The organism is Phyllobacterium sp. T2-21 (assembly GCF_055378485.1).
This window is the reverse complement of record NZ_AP027912.1, coordinates 2,114,138-2,136,812: the sequence shown is the minus strand read 5'-3', so window position 1 is coordinate 2,136,812 and position 22,675 is coordinate 2,114,138. Positions and strand designations below refer to the sequence as shown.

Annotated in this window: 19 protein-coding genes; 14 read left to right on the top strand and 5 right to left on the bottom strand. The window is 61.6% G+C overall.

Annotated features, from left to right (window positions below; genetic code table 11):
- The first annotated feature begins 52 nt into the window (after positions 1-52).
- The 6 genes from ACZ5FP_RS10720 to dprA all read left to right on the top strand — a co-directional run bounded on the left by ACZ5FP_RS10720 (position 53) and on the right by dprA (position 5,885).
- On the top strand, positions 53-829 hold the full coding sequence (locus ACZ5FP_RS10720) for an ABC transporter permease (RefSeq protein WP_223615159.1): 777 nt from the start codon (positions 53-55) through the stop codon (positions 827-829).
- Complete coding sequence (locus ACZ5FP_RS10715; RefSeq protein WP_464660046.1) at positions 826-1,611, top strand: ABC transporter ATP-binding protein; 786 nt, start codon at positions 826-828, stop codon at positions 1,609-1,611. Before ACZ5FP_RS10720 ends, ACZ5FP_RS10715 begins: the two co-directional genes overlap by 4 nt.
- Before the next feature lie 270 nt (positions 1,612-1,881).
- Entirely contained in the window at positions 1,882-2,847 is a 966-nt protein-coding gene (locus ACZ5FP_RS10710) for an aspartate carbamoyltransferase catalytic subunit (protein ID WP_464660044.1), read from the top strand.
- On the top strand, positions 2,844-4,130 hold the full coding sequence (locus tag ACZ5FP_RS10705; protein ID WP_464660042.1) for a dihydroorotase: 1,287 nt from the start codon (positions 2,844-2,846) through the stop codon (positions 4,128-4,130). Before ACZ5FP_RS10710 ends, ACZ5FP_RS10705 begins: the two co-directional genes overlap by 4 nt.
- A gap of 22 nt (positions 4,131-4,152) precedes the next feature.
- A complete protein-coding gene (plsY, locus tag ACZ5FP_RS10700; protein ID WP_464660041.1) occupies positions 4,153-4,761 on the top strand; it encodes a glycerol-3-phosphate 1-O-acyltransferase PlsY in 609 nt (202 codons plus the stop codon).
- Complete coding sequence (dprA, locus tag ACZ5FP_RS10695; RefSeq protein ID WP_464660039.1) at positions 4,758-5,885, top strand: DNA-processing protein DprA; 1,128 nt, start codon at positions 4,758-4,760, stop codon at positions 5,883-5,885. The genes plsY and dprA overlap by 4 nt, the downstream gene beginning before the upstream one ends.
- Here the strand turns inward: dprA and ACZ5FP_RS10690 are convergent.
- Positions 5,859-6,059, bottom strand: a complete 201-nt coding sequence (locus tag ACZ5FP_RS10690; RefSeq protein WP_223615165.1) for a hypothetical protein — start codon at positions 6,057-6,059, stop codon at positions 5,859-5,861. The two genes, dprA and ACZ5FP_RS10690, sit on opposite strands and share 27 nt — an antisense overlap.
- 351 nt (positions 6,060-6,410) lie before the next feature.
- Between ACZ5FP_RS10690 and topA the strand changes: the two genes are divergently transcribed.
- From topA to rpmG, 6 genes are all read left to right on the top strand, one after another.
- Positions 6,411-9,017 (top strand): type I DNA topoisomerase, encoded by a 2,607-nt coding sequence (gene topA, locus ACZ5FP_RS10685; protein WP_464660037.1) that lies wholly within the window; start codon positions 6,411-6,413, stop codon positions 9,015-9,017.
- Between the two features lie 11 nt (positions 9,018-9,028).
- On the top strand, positions 9,029-11,353 hold the full coding sequence (gene rnr, locus ACZ5FP_RS10680; RefSeq protein WP_464660035.1) for a ribonuclease R: 2,325 nt from the start codon (positions 9,029-9,031) through the stop codon (positions 11,351-11,353).
- Positions 11,350-11,781, top strand: coding sequence for a DUF983 domain-containing protein (locus ACZ5FP_RS10675; protein ID WP_288195063.1), 432 nt, complete (start codon positions 11,350-11,352; stop codon positions 11,779-11,781). The genes rnr and ACZ5FP_RS10675 overlap by 4 nt, the downstream gene beginning before the upstream one ends.
- A gap of 4 nt (positions 11,782-11,785) precedes the next feature.
- Positions 11,786-12,517 carry an NUDIX hydrolase gene (locus ACZ5FP_RS10670; protein ID WP_464660034.1) on the top strand — a complete coding sequence of 244 codons (732 nt, stop codon included), beginning with the start codon at positions 11,786-11,788 and terminating at the stop codon, positions 12,515-12,517.
- A gap of 3 nt (positions 12,518-12,520) precedes the next feature.
- A complete protein-coding gene (locus tag ACZ5FP_RS10665; protein ID WP_346307232.1) occupies positions 12,521-13,699 on the top strand; it encodes an MFS transporter in 1,179 nt (392 codons plus the stop codon).
- Between the two features lie 107 nt (positions 13,700-13,806).
- Positions 13,807-13,974, top strand: a complete 168-nt coding sequence (gene rpmG, locus ACZ5FP_RS10660; RefSeq protein WP_105735448.1) for a 50S ribosomal protein L33 — start codon at positions 13,807-13,809, stop codon at positions 13,972-13,974.
- Between the two features lie 83 nt (positions 13,975-14,057).
- Here rpmG and ACZ5FP_RS10655 read toward each other — a convergent pair whose 3' ends face one another.
- Positions 14,058-15,437: a PleD family two-component system response regulator gene (locus tag ACZ5FP_RS10655; RefSeq protein ID WP_464660032.1), complete on the bottom strand. Its 1,380-nt coding sequence runs from the start codon at positions 15,435-15,437 to the stop codon at positions 14,058-14,060.
- A 28-nt stretch (positions 15,438-15,465) separates the two neighbouring features.
- Positions 15,466-15,837 (bottom strand): response regulator, encoded by a 372-nt coding sequence (locus tag ACZ5FP_RS10650; protein ID WP_008122893.1) that lies wholly within the window; start codon positions 15,835-15,837, stop codon positions 15,466-15,468.
- Positions 15,838-16,138: 301 nt separating this feature from the next.
- Between ACZ5FP_RS10650 and ACZ5FP_RS10645 the strand changes: the two genes are divergently transcribed.
- Together ACZ5FP_RS10645 and ACZ5FP_RS10640 are read left to right on the top strand one after the other, a co-directional pair.
- Complete coding sequence (locus ACZ5FP_RS10645) at positions 16,139-16,429, top strand: DUF3572 domain-containing protein (protein ID WP_464660031.1); 291 nt, start codon at positions 16,139-16,141, stop codon at positions 16,427-16,429.
- A 70-nt stretch (positions 16,430-16,499) separates the two neighbouring features.
- A complete protein-coding gene (locus ACZ5FP_RS10640) occupies positions 16,500-17,816 on the top strand; it encodes a DNA polymerase IV (protein ID WP_464660029.1) in 1,317 nt (438 codons plus the stop codon).
- 266 nt (positions 17,817-18,082) lie between these two features.
- Here ACZ5FP_RS10640 and ACZ5FP_RS10635 read toward each other — a convergent pair whose 3' ends face one another.
- Both ACZ5FP_RS10635 and dnaE read right to left on the bottom strand, forming a co-directional pair.
- A complete protein-coding gene (locus tag ACZ5FP_RS10635; RefSeq protein WP_464660027.1) occupies positions 18,083-18,964 on the bottom strand; it encodes an AraC family transcriptional regulator in 882 nt (293 codons plus the stop codon).
- Positions 18,965-19,087: 123 nt separating this feature from the next.
- Positions 19,088-22,597 carry a DNA polymerase III subunit alpha gene (gene dnaE / locus ACZ5FP_RS10630; RefSeq protein ID WP_464660025.1) on the bottom strand — a complete coding sequence of 1,170 codons (3,510 nt, stop codon included), beginning with the start codon at positions 22,595-22,597 and terminating at the stop codon, positions 19,088-19,090.
- Positions 22,598-22,675: the final 78 nt, after the last annotated feature.

Sequence of the window (22,675 nt, the reverse complement as noted above, 5' to 3'; positions counted from 1 at the left end):
ACAACATCGGCACTCCTAGGGTTATACCTTCACTCTTTGCATCGGAACACTCATGGTTCAACCTCTCCAGCCGATCGGGGCGTCGTCACGCGTCCTGCTTGGCGTCCTCTTCTTTATCCTGTTTATTGCGGCATGGTCCGCCGCCACCTTCGGCGGCTTCGTATCCAGCACATTCCTCGCCGATCCCCTGACCATGCTGCATGACGGCTGGCTCCTGTTGTCCCAGCAGAATTTTCTCTACGATATCGGCATGACGATCTGGCGGGTTGTCGGCGGCTTTGTCATCGCGGCCATTATCGCCGTTCCCCTCGGCATTGCCATGGGCGCCTACAAGCCCATCGAGGCCATGCTGGAACCCTTCGTCTCCTTTGCCCGGTATCTTCCCGCCTCGGCCTTCATTCCGCTCCTGATCCTGTGGGCGGGTATCGGCGAGATGCAGAAACTGCTGGTGATTTTCATCGGCGCGGTGTTCCAGATCATCCTGATGGTGGCCGTGGCCGTCGCCAATACGCGCCGCGATCTGGTGGAAGCCGCCTATACGCTCGGCGCCAATGACAGCGGCATCGTCAAGCGTGTCCTCATCCCGGCCAATGCACCGGATATCGCCGAAACATTGCGGCTGGTGCTCGGCTGGGCCTGGACCTATGTCATCGTTGCCGAAATGATCGGTGCCTCCTCGGGCATCGGCTACATGATCATCAACAGCCAGGCGCTGCTCGCCACCGGGCAGATCATTTTCGGCATCATCGTCATCGGAGTCATCGGCCTGATTTCGGATTTCCTGTTCAAATCGGTCAATCGCCGGCTTTTCGCCTGGAGGCTCGCATGAGCACGCTCGTCATCAAAGGCGTCAGCCGCATTTTTCCGGGCGTGCACGGCGGCAAGCCGACCGAGGCGCTGCAACCCACCGACCTCACCGTGGCGCACAACGACTTCGTTTCGATCCTCGGACCGTCCGGGTGCGGCAAGTCCACGCTCCTGCGCATTGTCGCCGGGCTCGACCGTCCGACCAGCGGCACCGTGACGCTCGACGGGCAGGACGTGACAGGCCCAGGCGCGGATCGCGGCGTGGTGTTCCAGTCCTATACGCTGTTTCCGTGGCTGACCATCGAGCAGAATATCGGCTTCGGCCTGCGCGAACGCGGCGTTGCAGAAAAGGAAAAGCGCGACATCGTCGCCTCCTATATCGACAAGGTGGGCCTGCGCGGTTTCGAAAACCACTGGCCGAAACAGCTGTCGGGCGGCATGCAGCAGCGCACGGCGATTGCCCGGGCGCTGGCCAACAATCCAAAAATCCTGCTGCTCGACGAACCCTTCGGCGCGCTCGACAACCAGACGCGCGGGCTGATGCAGGAGCTGCTGCTCGGCATCTGGGAGCACGAGCAGAAAACCGTCATCTTCGTCACGCACGATATCGAGGAAGCGATCTTCATGGCGTCGCGGGTGGTGACGATGTCGGCACGGCCGGGCCGGATCAAATCCATCATGCCCGTGCCGCTCGGCCATCCCCGGCATTATACGGTGAAGGCAAGCCCGGAGTTTACCCAGATGCGGCTGAAGCTGACGGAAGAAATCCGCAGCGAGGCCATTCTGGCCGCCGAGGCGCATTAGGGGCCTTGCTTCGTTGCATCGGCATCGTGCGTGGTTCGACAAGCTCACCATGAGGGGAAACGGGGGATTGCAGGGAGCACTATTCTGCAACGTTTGTGATGAGCCCTGCAGTCGAACCACCTCCCTCATGGTGAGCTTGTCGAACCACGCACGATATTCATGCAGCGTCACGAACTTATAAGAACAAGGGATTTTTTAGGGGGAACAGGGCGGGATATGCTGCCAAACGCTTGCGGGGCGGCGGCATCAAGCCTATAGGGGGGACTTGATATGACATCAAAAACGCTCCCCCTCCTGTTTCCCCACCGCCATTTGCTTGGCATCAAGAACCTTTCCCCCGAGGACATCAATATTCTTCTCGACCTTGCCGACAGCGAGATCGCGGTTTCGCGCCAGTCCGAGAAGAAAAAGAGTGTCCTGCGCGGGCGGACGCAGATCAACCTGTTCTTCGAGGCATCGACCCGGACACAGTCATCCTTCGAGCTGGCCGGAAAACGGCTCGGCGCCGATGTGATGAACATGTCGGTCGGCAATTCCTCGGTGAAAAAGGGCGAAACGCTGATCGATACCGCCATGACGCTGAATGCGATGCGGCCGGATATCCTGATCATCCGGCATGGCTCGGCCGGTGCCGCCGCCCTGCTGGCGCAAAAGGTGGGCTGCTCAGTGGTCAATGCCGGCGACGGCGCGCATGAACACCCGACGCAGGCGTTGCTCGATGCGCTGACGATCCGGCGCGCCAAGGGCAAGGTTGCCCGGCTGATCGTGGCGATCTGCGGCGACGTGCTGCATTCGCGCGTCGCCCGCTCCAACATTCTCCTGCTCAATGCCCTCGGGGCACGGGTGCGGGTGATTGCCCCGTCGACCCTTTTGCCCGCCGGGATCAGCCAGATGGGCGTCGAGGTTTTCAACTCGATGGAAGACGGCCTGAAAGACGCCGACGTGGTGATGATGCTGCGCCTGCAGCGCGAGCGCATGGCGGGCGCCTTCGTGCCGTCGGTGCGTGAATATTTCCACTATCACGGGCTTGATCGCGAAAAGCTCAGGCATGCCAAGCCCGACGCGCTGGTCATGCATCCCGGACCGATGAACCGCGGCGTCGAAATCGCCTCGGATGTGGCCGACGGCTCGCAGAGCGTCATTCAGGAACAGGTTGAAATGGGCGTTGCCGTGCGCATGGCGGTGATGGAAGCGCTGCTGGACCCGCGCCGCAACGCGGAAGGAGTAGCGGGATGAGCACGACCGTTCTGCACAATGCCCGGATCGTCGATCCATCCCGCGGTCTCGATGAGACCGGAACAATCATCATCAGGGGCGGCAGCATCGTTGCCAGCGGCGCCGATGCCCGCAACCAGGGTGCGCCCGAAGGCGCGACTGTTATCGACTGCACGGGAAAAACCGTCTTGCCGGGCCTCGTCGATGCCCGCGTCTTCATCGGCGAGCCCGGTGGCGAACACCGCGAAACCATCGCCTCGGCCAGCCATGCGGCAGCCGCCGGCGGCGTGACCTCCATCATCATGATGCCGGACACCGATCCGGTGATCGACAATGTGGCGCTGGTCGAATTCGTCCGCCGCACGGCGCGCGATACGGCCGTGGTCAATGTCTATCCGGCTGCGGCGGTCACCAAGGGGCTGCAGGGCCAGGAAATGACCGAAATCGGCCTGCTGCGCGCGGCGGGTGCCGTGGCGATCACGGAAGGGCGCCATTCCATCGCCGATACGCAGCTCTTACGCCGCGCGCTCACCTATGCCAGGGATTTCGGGGTTGTCCTGTCGCACGAGACACAGGATCCCTATCTCGGCATATCGGGCGTGATGAATGAAGGCCTCTACGCCAGCTGGCTCGGCCTTTCCGGCACGCCGCGCGAAGCCGAAGTCATTCCGCTCGAACGCGACCTGCGTCTTGCCGCGCTGACCAAGGGCACCTATCACGCCGCGCAAATCTCGACGGCCATGTCCGCCGAGGTGGTGGCCCGCGCCAAACAGAACGGCGTCAATGCCACCGCCGCCGTCTCCATCAACCATCTTTCGCTCAATGAGAACGACATCGGCGAATTCCGCACCTTCTTCCGCCTGCAGCCGCCGCTGCGGCTCGAAGAAGACCGGCTGGCCATGGTCGAGGCACTGCGCAACGGCACCATCGACATCATCGTCTCGTCGCACGATCCGCAGGATGTCGACACCAAGCGCCTGCCCTTCGCCGATGCGGCGGCCGGGGCCATCGGCCTGGAAACACTGCTCGGCGCCGCCCTGCGGCTCTATCACAATGGCGATGTGCCGCTGATCCGCATCGTCGAGGCGCTTTCCAGCGGCCCCGCCAAAATTTTCGGCCTCGATGCGGGCACGCTCAAGCCGGGCGCCCGGGCGGATATGACCATAGTCGATCTTGACGAGCCGTGGATTGTGAAGGAAGAACAGCTGCGGTCGCGCTCCAAGAACAGCTGTTTTGAAAGCGCACGTTTCCAGGGCCGCGTTCTGCAGACATTTGTGGCGGGCAAGTCCGTTTTCACCATCTGAAGAGAAAACCGGGGAAGAGAGCATGTCGGATTTCATCAACGGGCAGGCAGGATATCTTTTCGCCGCGCTGGTCCTGGGCTACCTGCTCGGCTCCATTCCGTTCGGGCTGATCCTGACACGGCTTGCGGGCCTCGGCGACGTGCGCAGCATCGGCTCCGGCAATATCGGCGCCACCAATGTTCTGCGCACCGGCAACAAGAAGCTGGCGGCGGCAACGCTGCTGCTCGACATGTTCAAGGGAACCGCTGCCGTACTGATCGCCGGCGCCATCAGCCCGCAGGCCGCCATTGTCGCCGGTCTCGGCGCCTTTCTCGGGCACATCTTTCCGGTCTGGCTGAAATTCAAGGGCGGCAAGGGCGTGGCCACCTATCTTGGCGTCCTGCTCGGCCTCGTCTGGCAGGTGGCGCTGATCTTCGCCGCCATCTGGCTGATCATTGCCTACACCACCCGCTATTCCTCGCTGTCGGCGCTGATCGCGGCGGTTGCCACCCCGATCATTCTCTATGTCATGGGCTACCACGCCATCGCCCTGCTCTTCCTCATCCTGACGGTCATCGTCTTCATCAAGCACCGCGCCAATATCGAGCGCCTCCTGGCCGGCACCGAGGGCAAGATCGGGTCCAAGGGGTGACGGAGGATCAGAAAGGCATCCGCCTTTCTGACAGCCAGCGACTGAGCTGGCTTCGGCTGATCCGCAGTGAGAATGTCGGCCCGGTCACCTTCCGCCACCTGATTGCCCGCTACGGCTCGGCTTCCGACGCTCTGGAAATGCTGCCGGAACTGGTGCGGCGCGGCGGCGGCCGCCGTCCCATCCGGATCGCCAGCTTCGACGAGGCCCGGCGCGAAATGGCGATGGCCGCGCGCGTGGGTGCGGTCTTCACCGGTATCGGCGAACCCGACTATCCCCGCTATCTGCGCCACGCCGACAATCCGCCGCCGCTGGTGGCGATCAAGGGCGATGCGGCGGTGTTTCGCCTTCCGGCTGTCGCCATTGTCGGCGCGCGCAATGCCTCGCTCATCGGGATCAAACTCACGCGGATCATTGCACGGGAATTGGGACAGGCAGGCTATGCCGTCATCTCCGGGCTTGCCCGCGGCATCGACAAGGCAGCGCATGAGGCAAGCCTTGATAGCGGCACGGTTGCCGTCATGGCCGGCGGCCTGGACAAGCCCTATCCGCCTGACAATCTCGATCTCTTCGCAGCGATCCCCGCAAGCGGCGGCGCCGTCATCAGCGAAATGCCGTTCGGCTGGGAGCCGCGCGCCCGGGATTTTCCGCGCCGCAACAGGATCATCGCGGCGCTTTCCCTAGGCCTGCTGGTTGTCGAGGCGGCGGAGCGATCCGGCTCGCTGATCAGCGCCCGGTTTGCCGGAGAACTCGGCCGCCTGGTTTTCGCCGTCCCCGGTTCGCCGCTCGATCCGAGGGCCAAGGGCACCAATGCCCTCTTGAAGAACGGCGCCATTCTTGTGACTGAAACCGCCGACATCCTGTCGGCCATCGGACCGCTTGTGGACCGGCCCTCCCTCGACGATACGGCGTTTTTCGCGCCGGAATCCGCCTTTCCGTCCATTCCCCCGCCCGACGAGACAGACCGCGACCGGATCGTCACCCTTTTGGGTCCAACGCCCGCCGATGTCGACGACCTCATCAGGACAAGCGGAATTCATCCGGCGGCCATTTCGCTTATTCTGCTCGAACTCGATCTGGCCGGCCGGCTGCAGCGTCACTCAGGTGGAAGTGTTTCGCTTCTTTAAAGGGGAGACAATGTTTGTCTCTTTTGCCAAAAGATCATTGCTTTCGATGTAAGCGATTTCGATCAGATAGGCCAGCATGTCCAGGTCATTCAACTTGGCCATACTGCGCAATTCTCCCAGCATTTGCTGAATATATCTTATGTTTTCTGTCCGACTGAACTTGTTCTCACCCATGACTTCGTCCTTAAATACGCATTTATACAGAAATAAATAAAGTTATATTATATAGGTCTTTAATCCGGTGGATTTCACAGTTTGCCAGTCCGAACCTCCACAAAAACAATCAAATAGTGATTCGCTTTCTTAAAAAAGGCGGGACTCGCTGCCTTTCTCAATAAAGCGCCTGAGACGCATGGATAATATCATTAATTGCAATATTTCAAATAGCAACTTTAAGTTGCATTTAACGATTTTTCACGCACAGGCCTTGACGTTCCGAGCAAGCCTGTTCATTTCACAAGACCTGTTTCGAAGTGAAAACTGTGCTTTTGTAATGTGACAAGAGCAGGAAAGCCCAATTCAATAATGAACGTTGTCGTCGTCGAATCGCCCGCCAAGGCTAAAACAATCAACAAATATCTGGGTTCAGGCTATACGGTTCTGGCCTCGTTCGGCCATGTCCGTGATCTGCCTGCCAAGGATGGGTCCGTACGTCCGGATGAAGATTTCGCCATGTCGTGGGAAGTCGACGGGGCATCGGCCAAACGTCTGGGCGATATCGTCAAGGCCTTGAAGGACAGTGACGGCCTCATTCTCGCAACCGATCCGGATCGCGAGGGTGAAGCAATCTCCTGGCACGTCCTGGAAGTGCTGCGGCAGAAGAAGGCCATTGGCACCAAGCCGGTCAAGCGCGTGGTGTTCAATGCGATCACCAAGAACGCGGTGCTTGACGCCATGGCCAATCCGCGCGACATCGACATGCCGCTGGTGGATGCCTATCTCGCTCGGCGTGCGCTTGACTATCTCTTCGGCTTCACCCTGTCGCCGGTGCTCTGGCGCAAACTGCCCGGCGCCCGCTCCGCCGGCCGCGTGCAATCGGTCGCCCTGCGGCTCGTTGCCGATCGCGAAGCCGAGATCGAACGCTTTGTGCGCGAGGAATACTGGAACATTGCAGCGCTCTTGAAGACGCCGCGCAATGACGGCTTCGAAGCCCGGCTGATTTCCGTCGACGGCAAGAAGCTTGCCAAGCTCGATATCAAGAACGCCGAACAGGCGGGTGCGCTGTGCACCATGCTGGAGGGCGCAAGCTTCAAGGCGGCATCCGTCGAAGCCAAGCCGACCAAGCGCAATCCCGGGCCGCCCTTCACCACCTCCACCCTGCAGCAGGCGGCATCCGGCCAGCTCGGCTTCTCGGCCTCGCGCACCATGCAGATCGCCCAGCGGCTGTATGAGGGTATGGACCTTGGCGGCGAGACCGCCGGTCTGATCACCTATATGCGTACGGACGGCGTGCAGATGGCGCCAGAGGCGGTTCAGGCCGCGCGCCAGACGATCAGCAAGGTGTTCGGCGAAAAATACGTGCCGGAGAAGCCGCGCTTCTACTCGACCAAGGCGAAGAACGCCCAGGAAGCGCACGAAGCCATCCGCCCGACCGATTTCAACCGCCACCCGAAGGATGTGCGCCAGTTCCTCGATGCCGACCAGGCGCGGCTCTATGAGCTGATCTGGAAGCGCGCCATCGCCAGCCAGATGCAGTCGGCCGATATCGAACGGACCGTCGTGGACATTGACGCGCAGAACGGTTCAAGTTTTGCCCAGTTGCGCGCCAATGGTTCCGTGGTGAAGTTCGACGGCTTCCTCGGTGCCTATGTGGATCACCGCGAGGAAGAGGATGTCGATGAGGACGGCGCCCGCCTGCCCGAGATCCGCGCCGGCGAGGCCCTCGCCCGCGAAAAGATCAACGCGACGCAGCACTCGACCGAACCGCCGCCGCGTTATTCCGAAGCCACGCTGATCAAGCGGATGGAAGAGCTCGGCATCGGCCGTCCCTCGACCTATGCGGCGACCCTCGCCACCCTGCGCGACCGCGAATACATCACCATCGAAAAGCGCAAGCTCATTCCCGAAGCCAAGGGCCGTCTGGTCATTGCCTTCCTCGAGAGCTTTTTCCAGCGCTACGTGGAATATGATTTCACCGCCGATCTGGAGGAAAAGCTCGACGAGATTTCCGACGGCAAGCTGCGCTGGAAGGATGTCCTGCGCGACTTCTGGACCGATTTCTTCGGTTCGGTCGACGGCATCAAGGAACTGCGCGTCACCAATGTTCTCGATGCGCTGAACGACCAGCTCGGCCCGCTCGTCTTCCCGCCGCGCGAAGACGGCAGCGACCCGCGCATCTGCCAGGTCTGCGGAACCGGCAATCTCTCGCTGAAGCTCGGCAAGTACGGCGCGTTCGTCGGCTGCTCGAACTATCCGGAATGCAAGTTCACCCGTCAGCTCGGCGGCAGCGAAGCCTCCGGCGAGAACGGCAATGGCGACGAGCCGAAGGTGCTTGGCAAGGATCCCTATACCGACGAGGACGTCAGCGTGCGCAACGGCCGTTTCGGCCCCTATGTGCAGCGCGGCGACGGCAAGGAAGCCAAGCGCGCCAGCCTGCCGAAGGGCTGGACCATCGACGCCATGGACCATGAAAAGGCGCTGGCGCTCCTGTCCCTGCCAAGGGATGTGGGCCAGCATCCCGAATCGGCCAAGATGATTTCGGCGGGTATCGGCCGGTATGGCCCCTACCTCTCGCATGACGGCACCTATGCCAATCTGGAAAGCGCGGAGGACGTGTTCTCCATCGGCCTCAACCGCGCCGTCACGGTGCTGGCGGAAAAGCTGGCCAAGGGCCCGGGCCGCGGGCGCGGTACACCGGCGGCGCTGAAGGATCTGGGCGAACATCCCGATGGCGGACCGATCACCGTGCGCGACGGCAAATACGGTCCCTATGTCAATTGGGGCAAGGTCAACGCGACCCTGCCGAAGGGCAAGGACCCGGCAACCGTCACCGTCGAGGAAGCTCTGCTGCTGATCGCCGAGAAGGCCGGGGCCAAGGGCACCAAGAAAGCCCCTGCCCGCAAGGCAGCGGCGAAAAAGCCCGCCGCCAAGAAACCAGCCGCCAAAAAGGCGGCGACGAAAAAAGCTAGTTAAGGACCCGAACATTGGCACGCCGTATCTCTCCACCCAAAGGAAAAAAGCGGCCTGCCAGTTCCGCAGACACCGGTCGCGAGCCCTATCTGCCGGGCCGCGAGGAAATTCTCCAGTTCATCAAGGAGAATCCGGACCGCGCGGGCAAGCGCGATATCGCCAAGGCTTTCAACCTCAAGGGCGATGCACGCATCGGCCTGAAAGACATTCTGCGCGATCTGGCCGATGACGGCCTTGTGGAAAAGCGGGCAAAGCGCCTTGCCGTCCCCGGCAGCCTGCCGAGCGTTGCCGTCCTCGATATCACCGGACGCGACGGCGATGGCGGGCTGATTGCCAAGCCGGCCGAATGGCCTGCCGATCACGAGGACCGGCCGCCTACCGTTTTCATCCGCGCCTCGCGCAACCAGAAGGGCCCGACGCCCGGCGTCGGCGACCGCGTTCTCGCCCGCATTTTTCAAGGCGCCGATCCCAGCGGTCCGGCCTATACGGCCCGCGTCATCAAGCGCATAGAACACCGCAAGGATGCGGTACTGGGCGTGCTGCGCCATCTCGACAATGGCGAATGGCGGATCGAGCCGGTGGAGCGGCGGCAGGCGGAGCTTTCCGTCGACCCGGCCCAGCTGAACAATGCCAAGGCGAACGACCTCGTTGAAGTCGAAGTGAGCAAGATCGGCCGCTACGGGCTGGCGCTTGCCCGGATCAGCCAGATCATCGGCTCCGTCGCCAGCGAGCGGGCGCTGTCGATGATCGCCATCCACGAGCATGAAATCCCGCATGTGTTTCCCGACAGCGTCATTGCCGAGGCGGAAAAGGCCAAGCCCGCCACCATGGCGCACCGGGAGGACTGGCGGCACGTGCCGCTTGTCACCATCGATCCGGCCGACGCCAAGGATCACGACGATGCCGTCTGCGCCGAAGCGGACACGGACGAGAAGAATCCCGGCGGATTCATCGCCACCGTCGCCATCGCCGACGTCGCCGCCTACATCACACCGGGTTCGGCGCTCGACCGCGAAGCGTTGAAGCGCGGCAATTCGGTCTATTTCCCCGACCGCGTCGTTCCCATGCTGCCCGAGCGCATTTCCAACGACCTGTGCTCGCTGAAGGAACTGGTCGACCGCCCCGCCCTTGCCGTGCGCATGATTTTCGGTGCCGACGGGCGCAAGATTTCGCACACATTCCACCGCATCATGATGCGCTCGCATGCGCGCCTGTCCTATCCGCAGGCACAGGCGGCCATTGACGGTGCGACCGACGAGAAGACGGCGCCCATTCTCGACAGCATCCTGAAGCCGCTCTGGGCAGCCTACGCCGTGCTCAAGCGCGGGCGCGATTCCCGCGAACCGCTGGAACTCGACCTGCCGGAAAAGAAAATCCTGCTGACGCCGGAAGGCAAGGTCGACAAGGTGGTGATTCCGCCGCGGCTCGATGCGCACAAGCTCATCGAAGAATTCATGATCCAGGCAAATGTCGCCGCCGCCGAAACGCTGGAGCGCAAGCGCCAGCCGCTGATCTTCCGCATCCATGACGCGCCCTCGCTGGCCAAGCAGGAAATTCTGCGCGAGTTTTTGCGCACGCTGGATATTTCGCTGGCGCGCGGCGCCGAACTGCGCCCGAACCAGTTCAACCATATTCTCAAGCGCGTCGAAGGCAGCGAACAGCAGGAACTGGTCAACCAGGTCGTCCTGCGCTCGCAGTCGCAGGCGGAATACAACCCCGAGAATATTGGCCATTTCGGTCTCAACCTGCAGAAATATGCGCACTTCACCTCGCCGATCCGCCGTTACGCCGATTTGATCGTGCACCGCGCGCTGATCGCGGCGCTGGCGCTCGGCCCCGACGGCATCACCCGCAAGGAAGAGGAAGACCTGCCGGAGATCGCCGCGCTGATTTCCACCTCGGAGCGGCGCGCCATGGCGGCCGAGCGCGACACGGTCGACCGGCTGATCGCCCATCACCTCGCCGGACAGGTCGGCAGCAGTTTCCAGGGGCGGATTTCCGGCGTGACCAAGGCCGGGCTGTTCGTTGCCCTTGCGACATATGGTGCCGATGGCTTTATTCCCATTTCAACCCTCGGCGATGATTACTATCTTTACGACGAAACCAACCATGCCCTTTCGGGCGAAAGAAGCGGCAAGGGCTTCCGGCTGGGCGATATCGTCGATGTGCGCCTGATCGAGGCCCTGCCGGTGGCGGGTGCATTGCGGTTCGAAATGCTGACCGAACCGCATGCCGTTCCAAGCGGCGTGCGCTCGCACCACAAGGCCAAGCGTTTTGCGCGCGGAAGCCAGAAACGTCCGGGCGGGTTTTCCCGCGGCGGGCGAAGAGGTAAGGGATGACGGAACATATTTTTGGTGCGGATACTGCCCCGGCAAGACCCGTCCGCCCGGTGGGGCAGGCCATGTGGCGCGGCTTTCGCAGCCGCTGCCCGCATTGCGGCGAAGGAAAACTGTTCCGCGCCTTCGTCAAATCGGTCGACCGCTGCGCCGTCTGCGGCGAGGACTATACCCACCAGCAAGCCGATGATTTTCCTGCTTATATAACCATCACAATTGTAGGCCATATTGTGCTGGGCGGATTCCTCGCGGTGGAAACGCTCGTCCTGCTTTCAAGCTGGGTGCATCTGGCAATCTGGGCACCCCTCACGGTTGCCATGTCCATCGCCCTGCTCCAACCGATAAAGGGCGCGATCATTGGATTGCAATGGGCCAATTACATGCATGGTTTCGGCGGCGAAACCGATGAGCTGGAACCGCCGGAACGGTGACACGATGCCATTGAGCGACCTCGACAAATCCGCGCCTGCCAAAGCCGCACATGCCCGCCTGCGGCCGCGCGATGCCGCATCGCTGCTGCTCGTTGACCGCACGGGCAAGGAACTGCGCATCCTCATGGGCCGGCGCCACATGCGCCATGTCTTCATGCCGGGGAAATTCGTGTTTCCGGGCGGGCGCACCGAACGGGCCGATGGCCGGATTGCCGCCTTCGGCGAGCTGACGCCGGCCGACGAGGGCAATCTTTTGAAAGGCATGGGCACGCGCCCCAGCATCCAGCGCTGCCGCGCCCTCGCCCTTTCCGCCATCCGCGAGACATTTGAGGAAGCCGGGCTGTTCCTCGGCCGGCACGCCCCCGCCGCCATCGGCCACCCCGACTGGGCGGCCTTTGACCAGCGCGGCATCCTGCCCGACCTTTCGGCCATGCGCTATTTCGCCCGCGCCACCACGCCGCCCGGCGGCTCGCGCCGCTTCGACACGCGCTTTTTCATGGCCTTCCGCGAAGCGGTGGCCGACAGCCTGCCCGAAGGCACCGGACCGTCGCTCGAGCTCGAGGAGCTGTGCTGGCTCCCCTTCAACGACGCCCTGAAGCTCGATATTCCGACGATCACCCGCGCCATCATCCAGGAGGCGCAGGCGGTGCTGGAGACCAATCCGGCCCTGCAACCCGGCCACACCGTCGTTGAATACCGCATGAAATACGGGCGCTTCGTCCGAGAGGTCTTCTAGTTCATGGATGCAATGCAGAAGACGTCCGACCAGATCGTGGTCCGGTCATCCTGGCGCGCCCTTGTTGCGGCCATCGCGACGATCAGTGCCGTCGGTGTCGCCATCGGCCTTGGCATTCCGCTGCTCAGCGTCATCCTGGAAAATCGCGGCCATTCCGCCACGATGATCGGCCTCAATGCGGCGGTTGCCGGCATCGCCTCCATCGTTGCCGCGCCCTTCGCCGCCTCCATCGCCGCCCGTCTCGGCGTGGTGCCTACCCTGCTGCTGATGCTTCTGATCGGCGCCTGCTCCTTCTTCGGCTTCTATGTCTTCAGCGATTTCTGGGTCTGGGTGGTGTTGCGCGTCTTCCTGCATTTCGCCCTGACCATGCTGTTCATCCTGTCGGAATACTGGATCAACACCGCCGCGCCGCCGGAAAAACGCGGGCTGGTGCTCGGCGTCTATGCCACGGTGCTGTCCATGGGCTTTGCGCTCGGGCCCTGGCTGTTTTCGCGCATCGGCAGCACCGGCATCACGCCGTTTGCCGTCGGCTTCGGCATCATCATTTTCGCCATGCTCCCTGTTCTCCTTGCCTGGAAGGAAAGCCCCGATTTTCACGAGGAAGAACACGTGCCCTTCGCGCCCTTCATCTGGGCGGTGCCGACGGCAACGGCCGCCGTCTTCGTGTTCGGCGCGGTGGAAACCGGCGGCTTCGCGCTGTTTCCGGTCTACGGCTCGCGCATCGGCTACAGCGAGGCGGATGCCGCCCTGCTCCTGACCACGATCGGCCTTGGCAATGTGCTGATGCAGATCCCCATCGGCCTGCTGAGCGACCATGTGCAGGACCGCCGCAAGATCCTGCTTGTCTGCGCGCTGGTCGGGCTTGCCGGCATGTGCATCCTGCCCTTCATCACCGCCAACTGGTATCTGGTGGCGGGCCTGTTCTTCATCTGGGGCGGCGTGGTGGCCGGGCTCTACACGGTCGGCCTTGCGCATTTGGGCTCACAGCTTACGGGGCGCGAACTCGCCTCGGCCAATGCGGCGTTTGTGTTCTGCTATGCCGTCGGCATGCTGGTGGGTCCGCAGGCACTGGGGCTTGGCATGGATGCGATGGGCCCCGGCGGATTTGCGGTGTCGCTGGCAATATTCTTCGCCGGTTACGCGCTTCTGGTCGGTTCCCGGCTGATAAGACGCAGGAACTAGCTTGACTTTTCGGCGGGTGTTGGTACATGTCCGACTGAATTTCCGCTTATAGCCACGTTGTTGGACTGAACGGCGGTCCTCTTCTAATAAAGACAGGTAAACTGAAAATGGCTAAGGCTGCAAATATCAAGATCAAGCTTCTGTCGACCGCTGACACCGGTTTCTTCTACGTTACGAGCAAGAACAGCCGTACGAAGACAGAGAAGTTCTCTTTCCGCAAGTACGACCCGGTCGTACGCAAGCACGTTGAATTCAAGGAAACCAAGATCAAGTAATCCTGGATTTTCCCGCATGTTCAAAATGCCGCCTTCGGGCGGCATTTTTGTTTCCGGGGATTGGCAATCCGATTCGGGCGGCCTCAGGCCGCCTCGGAGACAACCTTGTTGCGGCCCGACGCCTTGGCGCCATACAGCGCCTCGTCCGCACGCTTGAGCATGTTCTGCACGCTGTCATCCTTCGACTGCACGCTGGCAATGCCGATGCTGATGGTCACCGGCACGCTGGTGGCGCCGTCATCGACGAAAAACGGCGTCGAGGCCACTTCACGCCGGATACGCTCGGCGACAATGGCCGCCATCGTCAGGTCCGTATCGGGCATGACGATGAAGAACTCTTCCCCGCCATAGCGGCTGGCGAGGTCGCTGCCGCGCACGTTGCGGCGCAGGCGCTGGGCGAATTCGCGCAGCACCTCATCCCCGCCATCATGGCCGTAGGTGTCGTTGATCAGCTTGAAGCGGTCGATGTCCGTCATCAGGATCGACAGCGGACGGCGGCGATCCACGGCGCGCTTGAACAGGGTTGCCAGGTGCGTTTCCAGATACAGCCGGTTGTGCAGGCCCGTCAGGCTGTCGGTGACGGCCATCTCGTAGGTCTTGACGACACTGGCGCGCAGGCCGTCATGATAGGCCTTGCGGCGCAGCTGCGTGCGCAGGCGCGCCAGCAATTCGTTGGAATTGAGCGGCCGCACCACATAATCGTTGACGCCAAGCTCCAGCGCGCGGCGGACCTTCGGTTCCTCGCCTTGATCCGCGACGAATATGATCGGCATCGACCGCGTGTTATCGAGCGAGCGCAACTGCGCGCAAATGCGCAGCGGATCGTAATCGGCAAAGCTCGATGCGATGATCAGGCAGTCGTGATTGCCCTGAATGGCGTCGAAAAAACCCGTCTGCGGATCGGTCTGCACGTCGACGGTGCATTCTTCCGCCAGAATGGTTCTGATTCGTTCGACGCTGCCGGGCCGCTCGTCGATGAGCAGCACCTTGGCATCCCGGGCTATGGCTTCGACACCGCTGGGAAAGCGCAGGATGGATTCGAGGCCGACATCGCGGGTCGTTGCCACCCGCAGCCGCAATTCGTCGGTGAGATTCTTCAGCCGCACCAGGCTTTTCACCCGGGCAAGCAGTTGCAGGTCGTTGACCGGCTTGGTGAGAAAATCATCGGCGCCGAAGTTCAATCCGGTGATCCGGTCCATATCCTGATCAAGCGCTGTCACCAGAATGACCGGGATATGCGCGGTGGCGGGCTGCGATTTCAGCCGGCGGCAGACCTCGAACCCGTCCATGCCCGGCATCATGACATCGAGAAGGATGACATCGACGCTGTTGTTTTCACAGAATTCCAGCGCTTCATAGCCGTTCGACGCCGTCACGACTTCATAATATTCGGCGCTCAACCGCGCTTCCAGAAGCTTCACGTTGGCAGGAACATCATCTACGACAAGTATGCGGGCCGTCATAGTTCACTTCTCCGGGAAAACTGACGGGTCAAGCGTCGCCAAGGTAGGATTTGATGGTTTCGATGAATTTCGGCACGGAAATCGGCTTGGATATATAGGCCTCGCAGCCGCCCTGCCGGATACGTTCCTCGTCGCCCTTCATCGCGAAGGCCGTGACGGCGATGATGGGGATCACATGCAGATCATCATCCGCCTTCAGCCATTTGGTCACTTCGAGCCCGGAAACCTCCGGCAGCTGGATATCCATGAGGATCAGGTCGGGGCGATGCTCGCGCGCCAGATCGAGGGCTTCGAGACCGTTGCGTGTGCGGATCGTTTCATAGCCGCTGGCTTCGATAAGGTCGCGGAAGAGCTTCATGTTGAGCTCATTGTCCTCGACAATCATGACTTTCTTCACCATTGGCAACGTCCCGTTGATCATGCGTGGCGTGGGATTGCCGCCTTGACAAGGCTCCCACCGCAGCATCATTGAATGGATGCAAGTAATAGCGCGTTTTGATTGATGAAAAGGTAACTCTTCACGGCGGTCAAAAAATGCTGCAGATCATGTTTAACCAAGGCTTTATTGAACATCTTCTTTTGTAGAGATTCAATTGGTCATTGGCCCTTCCGCCTGCAATGGGGTCGCGGCAGGCGGTCAAACGGGAATATTGTTTTCAAGGGTGTTCGGATGAACACACATTTCGGGACAGACAGGCAGAATGAAACAGCAGATGAACCTCGAGAATGCACAGGATCTGGCGATCAATGCCCTGGTTTTCCTGGCGCAGGACAGTGAATTGCTGCCGCGCTTTCTTGCCCTCACCGGCATCACGGCGGATCAAATCCGCCAGGCGGCGCAGGAGCCGGGATTTCTGGCCGGCGTGCTGCAGTTCTACCTGGCGCATGAGCCGACCCTGATGCGCTACTGCGAAGCGACAGAGACGGACCCTACGCTGTTCCAGCAGGCGCTGCGGCTGCTGCCGGGCGGACGGCAGGAGGATGTGTACTAACGCGCAAACGGCTTGCAAGCGGCCTGTCTCTTCAGTAAGTTCGGCATGTTCTATTTATGTTCCGAGCATCATGGCCCCCCTCAACGATCCTGAATTTGGATTCTGCCGCGACTGTCTGACAGCGCAGACCTCGACCGGGCGCCGCTGCCAGCAATGCGGCAGCCCGCGCCTGCTGCGCCATCCGGAACTCTACAGGCTCTCCATTGCCCATGTGGATTGCGATGCATTCTATGCCTCGGTGGAAAAACGCGACAATCCGGAGCTGCGCAACAAGCCCGTCATCATCGGCGGCGGCAAGCGCGGTGTGGTCTCCACCGCCTGTTATGTCGCGCGCATTCACGGCGTGAAATCCGCCATGCCGATGTTCAAGGCGCTGGAGGCCTGCCCGCATGCGGTGGTCATCAGTCCGAACATGGAAAAATATGTGCGCGTGGGGCGCGAAATCCGCCAGATGATGCGCGATCTGACGCCGCAGGTGGAACCGCTGTCGATCGACGAGGCGTTTCTCGACCTGTCGGGCACGCAGCGCCTGCACCACGATCCGCCGGTGCGGGTCATGGCGCAGTTTTCCAACCGCGTGGAAAAGGAAATGGGCCTGTCGGTTTCTGTCGGCCTGTCCTATTGCAAGTTCCTGGCAAAAATCGCCTCGGATTTCGACAAGCCGCGCGGCTTTTCCGTCATCGGCGAAGCGGAAACGCCGCATTTCCTGCATGACAAGCCGGTGACGATGATCTGGGGTGTCGGCAAGGTGTTTGCCGCCACGCTGGAACGGGACGGCATCCGCACCATCGGCCAATTGCAAACCATGGAGCTTGGCGCGCTGATGGCTGCCTATGGCAGCATGGGCCAGCGCCTTTACCAACTGTCGCGCGGCATCGACACGCGCAGGGTGGAGCCGGACGGCGAATCCAAGAGCGTATCGGCGGAAACGACATTCAACGAGGATATCGGCACGCTGGAAGAGCTGGTTCCAATTCTGCGCTCGCTCTCTGAAAAAGTGTCGCGCCGCCTGAAGGCCGCCGACATTGCCGGCCGGACGGTGGTTCTCAAGCTCAAGTCGAGCGATTTCAAGCTGAAGACCCGCAACCGGCAATTGGCCGACCCGACCCAGCTTGCCGACCGGATTTTCCGCACGGGACTGGCGCTTCTGGAAAAGGAGATCGATGGCACGCGGTTCCGGCTCATCGGCATCGGCGTGAGTGATCTCAGCGACGATGGCCGCGCCGATCCGCTCGACCTCGTCGATGTGCAGGCGACCAAGCGGGCCGTGGCGGAGACGGCCATCGACAAGCTGCGCGGAAAATTCGGCAACAATGCCGTCGAAACCGGCTATACCTTCGGCAAGATCAGGCAAAGGACACGGCCGGTCCCGGACGAGATTGATTGATTTGATTCAAAGGTTTGTCAGATTTGTTTAAAAGATTGAATCCGGCCCTGCTGCAAGACCATTTGTGCGTGGTTCGACAAGCTCACCATGAGGGGCTGGGTGGGCTGCAAGACTATTCGGAAACATCGAGGTATGAGCAATCCTGCAGGATATAACTCCCTGCAATCCTAGCACTCCCTCATGGTAAGCCTGTCGAACCACGCACCACACAAGATGCCTTTTGCGGCAAAGCGAAGGAGAGATAGCCAGGCCACCATTGACCGGCGCTATTTCAGCGGCAGAAACAGCTCCGCAACCGCCTCATGCTCCGGCACCTCCGGGAAGAAGCTCAGACGCTGGCAATAGATCGGGAAGTCACGCGCTTCCTCGCCGCTGGCCGGAAGCCAGTCGCGATACAGATAGAGCGCGGCGGGCTCCAGATTGTCGGTGTTGCCGACGACGCGCAGCACCGCACAGCGACCACCGGGAATCTCGCCGGCCTTGATCTGCTCGCCGTTCGCCTCGATCGGCTGGTCGGTGCCGACACAAAGGTCCATGCTGTAATCGGCGGGCGATGCGGGACGCCGCTCGGAATGCCAGACCGTGAAGGTCGGGCTTGTCCTGGGGTGCAGGCCAGCGGCCTTGCGCCAAGCGATGAACCGCTGGATGGTGGCACCGATCATCGCGGGGTCACCCCGATGTTCCATGATCGCCACCCGCGTCGGGGCCACATCGCGAATCGTCACGTCAATCGTGGTAAAAGTCTTCTGCATGAGCTTGCTCCTTGCATTGTCAAAAGGCCCGAAGACCGCAAGCCACGGCTCCCAATCGGGAGATTTTCGGAACGACGAAGGCGATTGCCCGAACCGTTGCCGAAAGGCGCGGGCGAAGGCATCGGGTGCGTCGTAACCGGCATCCATCGCTATATCCGTGACGCTTTGGGCGTCTATGTAGGCCAGCCGATACGAAGCGCGCTTCATACGGGCAAGCTGGACATAGCGATGCACTGATAACCCGAAGGTCGACATGAACTGCCGGTGGAAATGGTATTTCGAGAACGCCGCGACGCTGCTCAGCGCTTCCAGGCCCAGATCATCGTCAAGATGCTGTTCGATGTGATCCAGCACCCGTTGCATCCGGGCATGGTAGTTTTCAAGTGCCGCCTTCATCGCCTGTTCCTCCGTGGCGCCACCAGCTAGCCCCTTGCGGATATACAGCGCTCGACCGATCTTGCGGTTTGGGAGGGATCGATCGATACAGTCCAACCGGCCTCACTGCAGCTGTGGCTGCGCCTAAACCATCTCCACATCGACGACGCCGGGAATGGCCTTCATGGCGCTGGCGACCTGCGGGCCGACGCGGTAGCGGTTGGGCAGTTCGATCTCCACTTCGCTAGCGCCATTCTCCTTGATCAGGATGAGCGAGACGATCTGGCCGTCATTCTGCGGGGCGAGATAGGGCGTGATGGCGCTCAGCGGCTCGCTGGAGCGCATATAGAGGCGCAAGGCCTTCTGCATGCGCGTGGCTTCATCCTCAAGCGACTGCGCCGTCTGGATGCGCAGGCTGATGCCCTCTGGCCGGTCTTCGGCGCCGACCGTCACCACGACGGAGCGTCCCGGCTCCAAGAGATCGCGGTATTGCGCCAGCGCCTCGGAGAAAAGCACCGCCTCGAACTGGCCCGATGCATCGGAAAACTGGATGATGCCCATCTTGTTGCCGGTCTTGGTCTTGCGTTCCTGCTTGGCGGTGATAGTTCCGGCAAGCCGTCCGGCATTGGCGCCGCGCTTGACCGCAGCGGAAAATTCGGCCCAGCTCTGCACCCGCATCTTTTCCAGGATCGGCCGGTATTCGTCGAGCGGATGGGCGGAGAGGTAAAAACCCGCCGCTTCGAATTCGCGCCGCAGTTTTTCCGCCGACAGCCATGGCGCCGCATTGGGCAGCTGCAGCCCTTGCGATCCGCCTGCGGCCATGCCGCCAAAAATGTCCGCCTGCCCGCTGACACTGTCTTCCTGCGTGCGCTGCGCATGGCCGATGATGCGGTCGAGACCGGCAATGAGCGCCGGGCGTTCCCGCCCGAAGCAGTCGAACGCCCCGGCATTGATCAGGCTTTCAAACACGCGCCGGTTGACGACGCGCGGATCGATGCGTTCGCAGAAATCCTCGAGGCTGGCATAGGGCGCGTCGCCGCGCTTCTCGACGATATGATCGACCGCCGCCTCGCCCACGCCCTTGATGGCGGCGAGCGAATAGAAAATACGGTTGTCGCCGACTTCAAACAGGCGGAACGACGTGTTGACCGAAGGGGTGACCACCTCGATGCCCAGCCGCAGCGCTTCGCGGCGGAAATCGTTGAGCTTGTCGGTGTTCGCCATATCGTAGGTCATCGATGAAGCGAGGAACTCGACAGGATAATGCGCCTTCATATAGGCGGTCTGGAACGACACGATGGCATAGGCGGCGGCGTGCGACTTGTTGAAGCCGTAGTCGGCGAACTTGGCGAGCAGGTCGAAAATGAAGTTGGCCTGCGGCTTGGTCACGCCGCGTTCCACCGCGCCGTCAACGAAACGGACGCGCTGCATGTCCATCTCGGAGCGGATCTTCTTACCCATGGCACGGCGCAGAAGATCGGCTTCGCCCAGCGTATAGCCGGACATTTCCTGCGCGATCTGCATCACCTGTTCCTGGTAGATGATGACGCCCTGGGTTTCCTTGACGAGATGGTCGATCTTGGGATGGATCGACGCCATCTCCTCGTCGCCATTCTTGCGCGCGTTGTAGGTCGGGATGTTTTCCATCGGACCCGGACGGTACAGCGCCACAAGCGCGATGATGTCCTCGATCCGGTCGGGCTTCATGCCGATCAGCGCCTTGCGCATGCCGGTGCTTTCCACCTGGAACACGCCAACCGTCTCGCCGCGCGACAGCATTTCATAGCTGAGCTTGTCATCGAGCGGCAGGTTGGACAAATCCACGGTGATACCGCGCCGCTTGACCAGATTGACCGCAGTCTGCAGCACCGTCAGGGTTTTCAGGCCGAGAAAGTCGAATTTGACCAGCCCGGCCTCTTCCACCATCTTCATGTTGAACTGCGTGACCGGCATGTCCGAGCGCGGATCGCGGTACATCGGCACAAGTTCGGACAGCGGACGGTCACCGATGACAATACCGGCGGCGTGGGTCGAGGCGTGGCGGTACAGGCCTTCCAGCTTCAGCGCAATGTCCAGAAGGCGCTCGACAACCGGCTCCTTGTCGCGCTCTTCGCGCAGGCGCGGCTCATCCTCGATGGCCTTTGCCAGCGTCACCGGATTGGCCGGGTTGGCCGGAACCATCTTGGTCAGGCGGTCCACCTGCCCATAGGGCATTTCGAGCACGCGGCCGACGTCGCGCAGCACGGCGCGCGCCTGCAGCGTTCCGAAGGTGATGATCTGCGCCACCTGATCGCGGCCATACTTGGCCTGAACATAGCGGATGACCTCGTCGCGCCGCTCCTGACAGAAGTCGATGTCAAAGTCGGGCATCGAGACGCGGTCGGGATTGAGGAAGCGTTCGAACAGCAGGGAGAAGCGCAGCGGATCGACGTCGGTGATCGTCAGCGCATAGGCAACGAGCGAACCCGCACCGGAGCCACGACCGGGACCGACAGGAATATCATGGGCTTTCGCCCATTTGATGAAGTCGGAAACGATGAGGAAGTAACCCGGATATTTCATCCGGGTGATGATGGAAATCTCATATTCCAGCCGTTCGGCATATTCCTGCGCCGTGTGGCCATCAGCCATGCCGAGCGTCTCGATGCGGCTTGCCAGGCCTTCCCGCGCCTGCCGGGCCAGTTCGTCGGCTTCCTCCTGCAGGGCCGCTTCGGGATCGTCGCTTTCACCGGTGAAGCGCGGCAGAATCGGCGCGCGGTTCTTCGGATAATAGGAACAGCGCAGCGCGATCTCGACGGTATTTTCCAGCGCCTCGGGCAGATCGGCAAACAGCGCCACCATCTCGTCTTCGGTCTTGAGATAATGGTCCGGCGTCAGGCGGCGGCGATCGTCGATGGAAAGCAGTGAACCCGCCGCAATGGCCAGCAACGCATCATGCGCCTCATAGTCGGCGCTCTTGGAGAAGAACACGTCATTGGTGGCGACCAGAGGCAGTTCCAGCTCATAGGCAAGCGCGATATGGGTCGCTTCGAGGGCGCGGTCATAGCCGCGATGACGCTGCAGCTCGACGTAGAGCCGGTCGCCATAGAGCGAGCGCAGATGGATGAGCCGCTGGCGGGCGCGGTCGATGCGGTCGTCCTTGATCGCCTTGGCGATCGGCCCCTCGGGACCGCCGGAAAGAACGATGATTCCATCGGAAAGACCCGGCAGCCAGGAGGCAGCAACATGGACGGGATCGCCGGCGGGCGTTTCCAGATAGGCGCGGCTGACAAGCCGGACGAGATTGGCATAGCCGATTTCCGTCGCCGCCAGCAGCACGAGCGGCGCAAGCCCGAGCGCTTCGCGCCGGTTGGCGCTGCGGCTTTCCTCCGCCTGGTCGTGAAAGGCGATGTCGAGCTGGCAGCCGATGATCGGCTGCAAGCCGGACTTCGAACCCTTCTGGGCAAATTCGAGCGCCCCGAACAGATTGTTGGTGTCGGTGATGGCGATGGCCGGGCTTTTGTTGGACGTGGCGAGATCGATGACCTTGGCGACCTGCAGTGCGCCTTCCAGCAGGGAATAGGCGGAATGCACCCGCAGATGGACGAAACGAAGCGCCTGCTTTTCCGCACTGCCTTCGCCGGGTCTGCCCTGTCCGTCTGCCACTGTATCCATCTCCAGAAAATTCCGGCGAACGCGCTGATTCACCACCCGCGCATTCTCGAACAATGGTCAGGGGGTGTCCACCTATAC